Origin of the sequence: Thalassolituus sp. UBA6592 (assembly GCF_002433655.1) — a bacterium.
Lineage (GTDB): Bacteria > Pseudomonadota > Gammaproteobacteria > Pseudomonadales > Oceanobacteraceae > Venatoribacter.
Map to the genome: position 1 here is coordinate 23,639 of NZ_DJIO01000047.1, position 6,232 is coordinate 29,870.

Below are 6,232 nucleotides of genomic sequence, written 5' to 3' on the forward strand. Positions count from 1 at the left end.
CGTCCTTTCACTGCCAGCCTTTCAGTACCAGCCATTCAGACCCGGCTGAGCTTCCGTTTGTTTGAATTTTTATAAGGAATGGACGATCTGCCATTTTTTAAAGCGTATCCGCCCGCTTTTATTTCGTTCGCAAACGTAATCTTTACAGCATGGAGAGCGGGCAACAACAGCCCGGATTCATACCCATTTAATCACGATATTAAAACTTAAAAACTGTAAGGAACCTGATATGAACGTATTCAAATCCCTGAAAATCGCTGGTCTGGCCGGTGCTCTGTTATTCAGCAGCCTGTCGTTTGCTTCTGCGGTAAACACCGGTGACAACGATGTAGCCATTCACGGTTATGACCCGGTCGCTTACTTCACCATGAACAAACCGATCGAAGGTAAAGCCAAATACACAGCCACTTATGATGGTGCAATTTACCGCTTTGCCAGCGCTGAAAACCGCGATCTGTTCAAAGCCAACACCGCGAAATACGCACCACAATACGGTGGTTACTGCGCAATGGGTGTAGCACTGAACAAGAAACTGGACGTTGATCCATCAGCCTTTTACATCGCTGACGACAAACTCTATCTGAACTACAACGCCGATGTCCAGAAGAAGTGGCTGCAGGATGTACCGGCTAATGTTCACACCGCAGACCGCGTATGGGACGGCATCGAAAACCTGTCTGTTGCCGAAACCAACGCCGAATAAGGCGCGTAAAACCGGATGGATAACACAGATATCCGGCTCAGTAGCAACGGGCATTCGTACCCACAACCTTTAGCTGTTGCATGGTTCAGCGCACGCTGGTGCGCGCCATGCAAACAGTTGGCGCCGATAATTGACAGGATTAAAAGTGCCTACCAGGACCGCTTACACATCGAGAAAATTGATGTCGATGATCAACCGGAACTGGCCGCGGAGTTTGGCGTACGTGCTGTACCAACACTGGTACTGATCAGCCGGAAAAAAGTGCTCAGTTTTACCGTAGGGGCGACTCCCTATTCAGAATTAAGCCAATGGATTGACCGTTATCTGGACGAATCCGGTAACTGACTGAAAGCGATAAATAACGAACCCGAACCTTAAAGCTGAAATGTGAAATAAGGCGCTGAGCAATCAGCACGGGTTCGACACAACACTACACAACCCAACAGATCAGCATTTAAAACACAGACGAGGTATTACCATGACAAGTAAACACGCAATGGCAGCAGCCGCATTAACCATGGCACTGACCACCATTACTGCCCTGCCAGCCCACGCAGCCGGGAAAGAAAAATGCTACGGCATTGCGGCAGCCGGTCAGAACGACTGTGGCAACCTGGCCGGTACTCATTCCTGTGCCGGTCAATCCAAAGTCGATAACGATCCGGGCGAATGGAAACTGGTGGCCAAAGGCTCCTGTGAAAGCATGGGTGGCATGCTCAAAGCAGACGCCAAAGCCAAATACCAGAAAAGCCTCAGCGCTGTGCTTTAACACGCCACTGTAACCGTTAAATGCCGCGGCAACGCCTCCGCCGCCGCATATTTTTAATTTAACTGTTAAGGGAGAAACCAATGAATACCTTAAACCGTCATCAGGCAGATTCTCTGCAGCAGAAACCACTTGCCGGTGTGGGACTGCGTCATGGGCATTATCAGGATGTACTTTTGTCATCCGCGCCTGATGACAATGCCGGGAACGCATTGGTTTCTCCCGATTTTATTGAAGTGCACAGCGAGAATTTCTTTGCTGATGGAAGCCCGGCGCAGACATTTCTGCAACAGGTCGCCACACACTACCCGGTCAGCCTGCACGGCACAGCGATGGGTATTGGTTCAGCAGCTGGCATTCACCTGGATTATCTGCAGCAGCTGAAAATATTGGTGGACGCGATTAACCCGCTAATGATTTCTGATCACGCCTGTTTCTGTTGGTCAGCAGAAGGCAGTGGCTGGCGTCACGCCGGGGATTTATTACCGGTTCCGATGGACAGTGTCAGCCTGGATATTATGGTTAACAACATTCAGGAGGTGCAGCAGTTTCTTGGCCGTCGCCTGCTGATTGAAAATATCGTTGCCTATGTACCACAGAACGCAGACGCCATGCAGGAAACCGATTTTCTGCAGGAAATGGCGTACCGCAGTGGCTGTGGGCTGTTAATCGATCTGAACAATGTGCTGGTGAATGCCAGTAATTTTTCGCCATCAGCTGGCAGCGGTCATAAAGACAGTACACTGCTTACTCCCTCATCTCTGACTCAGGCTATGCACTGGGTATCGCAACTGGATGCAGCTCTGGTCGGTGAAATTCATCTGGCCGGCTGCACACAGCCAGAGCCGGGAGCACTCATCATTGATGATCACGCTCAGCCGGTTTCTGCTGAAAGCTGGGCTTTGTATGAATACGCTATCGCGCATCTTGGTCCGCTGGCCACCCTGATAGAGCGCGATAACAATCTGCCCTCCTGGCCAGAGCTGCTGTCCGAAGCCAGCCATGCCCGTAACCTGCTGAATAAAGTACAGGAGTCCCGTCATGTCGCCTGAATTACAACTCAACGCACACGCCTGCCAGGCTGACAGCCAACAACTTAGCCAGCACCTGCTTAGCCAGGAACAGCTTAATCAACGACTGCAGCAGCAGCGTGGCTTTATGGATGAGGTGATGAGCCCACAGGAAAGCGAGCCGCCGGGCATGAACGTATACCGCAACAACTTAATCATGACAGCTGAGCGCGCTCTGTCACTCAGCTATCCGGTGTTGAAAAAGATGCTGGGGCCAGAGGCCATGACGATTCTCGCCCGCCAGCTGCTGCAACAGGAAACACCCCATCAGGGCGACTGGGCTGAATGGGGCAGCAGTCTCGACTGGCTGATCGTCAGCAGCGAGCTGCATGAAGAACATCCATATCTGGCCGATATGGCCAGTTTTGAATGGCGTATTCATTCTCTGCTGCGCAGCCCGCTGAATGGCTTTGCCGCTGACAGCCTGAGGTTGTTGGCGGCACATCCACTGCAGCAGCTGGGTGTGCGTTTTGTACCGTCACTCAGCGTATTTGTCAGTGAATATCCGGTCGCGCAGTTACGCCAGTTACACCGCCCTCTACAGGAGCATTACCTGCCGGCAGAATCCGCTGTTTTTGATGTATTTTCTGAGCGGGCTGAACACGAATATTCCCTGTTATGGCTGAATGCCGCAGGGCTGCAGATTCAGTCATTAAGCGAAGCTGAGTACGACTGGTTTCAGCACCTGTTACAGGGCCAGAGCCTGGACGAGGTCATTGATGCAACGCCGCAGGTCGACTTTGCCCGCTGGTTGAGCAATGCCATTCAATGCGGCTGGCTGACAGAGTTTTATCTGCGATAAATCGCATACAAAAACGTAAATTAAATTTTTAACACGGCTGTTTTCAACTCTGAATCTGCTGCTGAAACCATTGCGTCAAAAAAATGAAAGGAGCAAAGAAAAGCAGCAAAGGAAAACAGAAAAGAAAGACAGCGAATAAATAACCCTAACCCACCCATCGTTAATTAAAAATATAAGGAGTTCATAATGACTTCCACTTACATTTCAACTTCCACTCGTCTTGTTAACCTGTATCAGCAGGCCGAATCCTGGCTGACACACTTACATAATCCTGCAGCTTTAGTATCGCGGCTGTATATTGCGCAGGTATTCTTTGCCGCAGGCCTGACCAAAATAGCTGACTGGGATACCACGCTGTTTCTGTTTGAAGAAGAATACAGTGTGCCTTTTTTACCCTTTGAACTGGCTGCCGTGCTCGGTACCTTTGGCGAGCTGTTCTTCCCTGTCCTGCTGGCGCTGGGTTTTGCTACGCGCTTTGCCGCACTATCGCTGACGGTGATTAATATTGTTGCTGTGGTCAGCCTCAGCGATATTGCCCCCGCAGCACTCTACCTGCATGTCGTCTGGGGACTGCTGCTGGCGCAGGTTGTGATCTACGGCGGTGGCAAGCTGAGTATCGAAGGTGCGTATCAGCGTTTCTTTCATCGCCCGGCTTATGCTTCTTAAACAACAGGTGTCGGGCTTTATATCAGGGCGCGCCTGCGCCCGCTTGCTCCACTTACGCCCCTTACGCCCCTTGCGCCAGCCAGATAGTGCCAGCAATCCACTGGACCTGTAATCCGTTCGACAGCGGCAAAGCACATGCGGAAAGCAGGCATTGCCGCAGCAAACCCGCTACAATGCCGGCCTTTCTGACTGACGTACTGCTGGATATCTGCATGGCACTGAAAGCAACGATTTATAAAGCTGAGCTGATGGTTTCTGATATGGACCGTCACCATTATGCGACCTATCCGCTGACCATTGCTCTGCATCCGTCAGAAACCCTTGAACGCATGATGGTCAGGCTGGTCGCCTTTGCCCTCAATGCGGCAGACAATCTGGAATTCACCCGCGGTCTGAGCACAGATGATGAGCCGGATTTATGGGCCCGTTCGCTGAGTGATGAAATCGAACTCTGGATCGAACTGGGCCAGCCCGATGAAAAGCGCATCCGCAAAGCCTCTAATCGCGCGAAGAAGGTAATCGTTTACACCTACCACGGCCGCGCCGCTAACCTCTGGTGGGAGCAGATAGAAAAAGTCTGCAGCCGCTTTGATAACCTTCAGGTGATTGACCTCGCCGCTGAAGCAGTATCCCAGCTGGAGGGCCTGGCAGACCGCACTATGCAATTACAGGCAAATATTCAGGATGGCGTGTTATGGCTGGGCAGTGGTGATAAGAGCGTTGAAATCGCGCCGCAAAGCCGGCGCTGATTCGATCTGAATAACCGGGCAGTTAACTGCCCTTCTTCTTATTCTTTCCGCCTTTTTTGCCGGAATTATGCTGATATTGCTCAGCCACGTTCTGGTGGTAAAACTCAGACAACCACTGATACAGCTGTGGATGTTTTTTCTGCATCAGCTCCGGGCGCTCAAAAAAGTATTCTGAGGCCACGGCAAAGAATTCCGCATGATTAACCGTCGCATATTTTGAAATACCGGTGCGGCTGGTTTCGATCTGTTCAACCTTATGTTTAACCAGCGCAAACCAGGGTTCACTCTGCTGATAGCTTTCCATGCGTTCCGGAAAACCATCCACATTGCCATCGGCACCATCGACCAGATGGGCAAATTCATGAATCGCTACATTCTGCTTATCGCGGCTGTTGGCAAAGCCCGCACGCATATGCGGCTTACTCAAAGCCAGCTTACCCGCCATCGGGCCATTGCCAACCATGCCGGAAATCACTGAATCCGGGCGATTGCATTCGAAGCGTGAATTAAACAGCCCAGGCAACAGAAAAACCGCATTCACATTGAAGTAATGCCAGTCCGGGAAGGCCCAGACCGGGATCACAGCACCGGACGCTACCAGCAGGCGGTCTTCGTCGGTGACTTCCACCTGCTCGCCGCCTTCTACCCGCGTGGTCGCCAGAAACTGACGGATACGCAGTTCAAACACGGCCTGATCCTGTGCAGACAGGGTGCGATAAAACACCACATGCTCACGCAAAAAATCACTCCAGCCAGGTTGCCATGGCGGTAATGGCAGAGGTTCTCCGTCCAGCCAGCGGAAGATCCGCTGACCCAGACGCGCAAAGAAAGATGCCATCTCAGCTCTGAATTTCCAGCAGTTCGACTTCAAAAATCAGAGTCGAACCCGGCGGAATGGTGCCGGCACGCTGGTTACGGTAGGCCAGATCGGCAGGAATGTATAAACGCGCTTTTTCACCTTCGGTCATCAGCTGCAGCCCTTCTGTCCAGCCACTGATAACCTGATTCAGGCCAAAGGCAATTGGCTGATTGCGCTGTACGGAACTGTCGAATACCGTACCGTCAATCAATGTGCCGTGGTAATGCACCAGTACTTTGTCGCGGGACGACGGATGACGCTCACCAGAGCCCGGCTGAAGAACCTCATACTGCAGGCCTGAAGCGGTTTCGGTCACGCCGTCGCGTTGTTTGTTCTCATCGAGAAAACGCTGCCCTTCCTCACGGTTTTCGGCGGCGCCTTTGCTGCCGACACCGGCACGTTTGAGGGCGTACACCACCAGAGCAACGATTACGATGAGTAGAATAATTTTTGACATGTAGCTCTCCGCCCGGGGTCATTAAGTTCTGCGCCTGATTTTATCCGCCAGACAGACTTCATGCGAGCCGCGTTGACGATATTATGCGAAGAAATACGGATACGGCACACATTACACAACAAAAGACAGAACATCCCACAGCCAGTCTGAAGGAAGAGAA

The 6,232-nt window shown here is 51.7% G+C and carries 9 protein-coding genes; 7 read left to right on the top strand and 2 right to left on the bottom strand.

The window, feature by feature from the left end; genetic code table 11:
• Positions 1-229 precede the first annotated feature (229 nt).
• From B2Z72_RS04335 to B2Z72_RS04365, 7 genes are all read left to right on the top strand, one after another.
• Entirely contained in the window at positions 230-703 is a 474-nt protein-coding gene (locus tag B2Z72_RS04335) for a YHS domain-containing (seleno)protein (protein ID WP_296984165.1), read from the top strand.
• A 15-nt stretch (positions 704-718) separates the two neighbouring features.
• On the top strand, positions 719-1,048 hold the full coding sequence (locus tag B2Z72_RS04340) for a thioredoxin family protein (protein ID WP_296984163.1): 330 nt from the start codon (positions 719-721) through the stop codon (positions 1,046-1,048).
• Positions 1,049-1,181: 133 nt separating this feature from the next.
• A complete protein-coding gene (locus B2Z72_RS04345; protein WP_296984162.1) occupies positions 1,182-1,472 on the top strand; it encodes a DUF2282 domain-containing protein in 291 nt (96 codons plus the stop codon).
• A gap of 80 nt (positions 1,473-1,552) precedes the next feature.
• Positions 1,553-2,521, top strand: a complete 969-nt coding sequence (locus B2Z72_RS04350) for a DUF692 domain-containing protein (protein WP_296984161.1) — start codon at positions 1,553-1,555, stop codon at positions 2,519-2,521.
• Positions 2,511-3,341 carry a DNA-binding domain-containing protein gene (locus B2Z72_RS04355; protein WP_296984159.1) on the top strand — a complete coding sequence of 277 codons (831 nt, stop codon included), beginning with the start codon at positions 2,511-2,513 and terminating at the stop codon, positions 3,339-3,341. Before B2Z72_RS04350 ends, B2Z72_RS04355 begins: the two co-directional genes overlap by 11 nt.
• A gap of 186 nt (positions 3,342-3,527) precedes the next feature.
• Positions 3,528-4,007: a DoxX family protein gene (locus B2Z72_RS04360; RefSeq protein ID WP_296984158.1), complete on the top strand. Its 480-nt coding sequence runs from the start codon at positions 3,528-3,530 to the stop codon at positions 4,005-4,007.
• Between the two features lie 212 nt (positions 4,008-4,219).
• Positions 4,220-4,756, top strand: coding sequence for a YaeQ family protein (locus B2Z72_RS04365; RefSeq protein WP_296984168.1), 537 nt, complete (start codon positions 4,220-4,222; stop codon positions 4,754-4,756).
• Between the two features lie 22 nt (positions 4,757-4,778).
• Here the strand turns inward: B2Z72_RS04365 and B2Z72_RS04370 are convergent, their stop codons facing one another.
• Both B2Z72_RS04370 and B2Z72_RS04375 read right to left on the bottom strand, forming a co-directional pair.
• Positions 4,779-5,594: a zinc-dependent peptidase gene (locus B2Z72_RS04370; RefSeq protein ID WP_296984157.1), complete on the bottom strand. Its 816-nt coding sequence runs from the start codon at positions 5,592-5,594 to the stop codon at positions 4,779-4,781.
• Position 5,595: 1 nt separating this feature from the next.
• Positions 5,596-6,072: an FKBP-type peptidyl-prolyl cis-trans isomerase gene (locus B2Z72_RS04375; RefSeq protein WP_296984156.1), complete on the bottom strand. Its 477-nt coding sequence runs from the start codon at positions 6,070-6,072 to the stop codon at positions 5,596-5,598.
• Between the last annotated feature and the right edge of the window lie 160 nt (positions 6,073-6,232).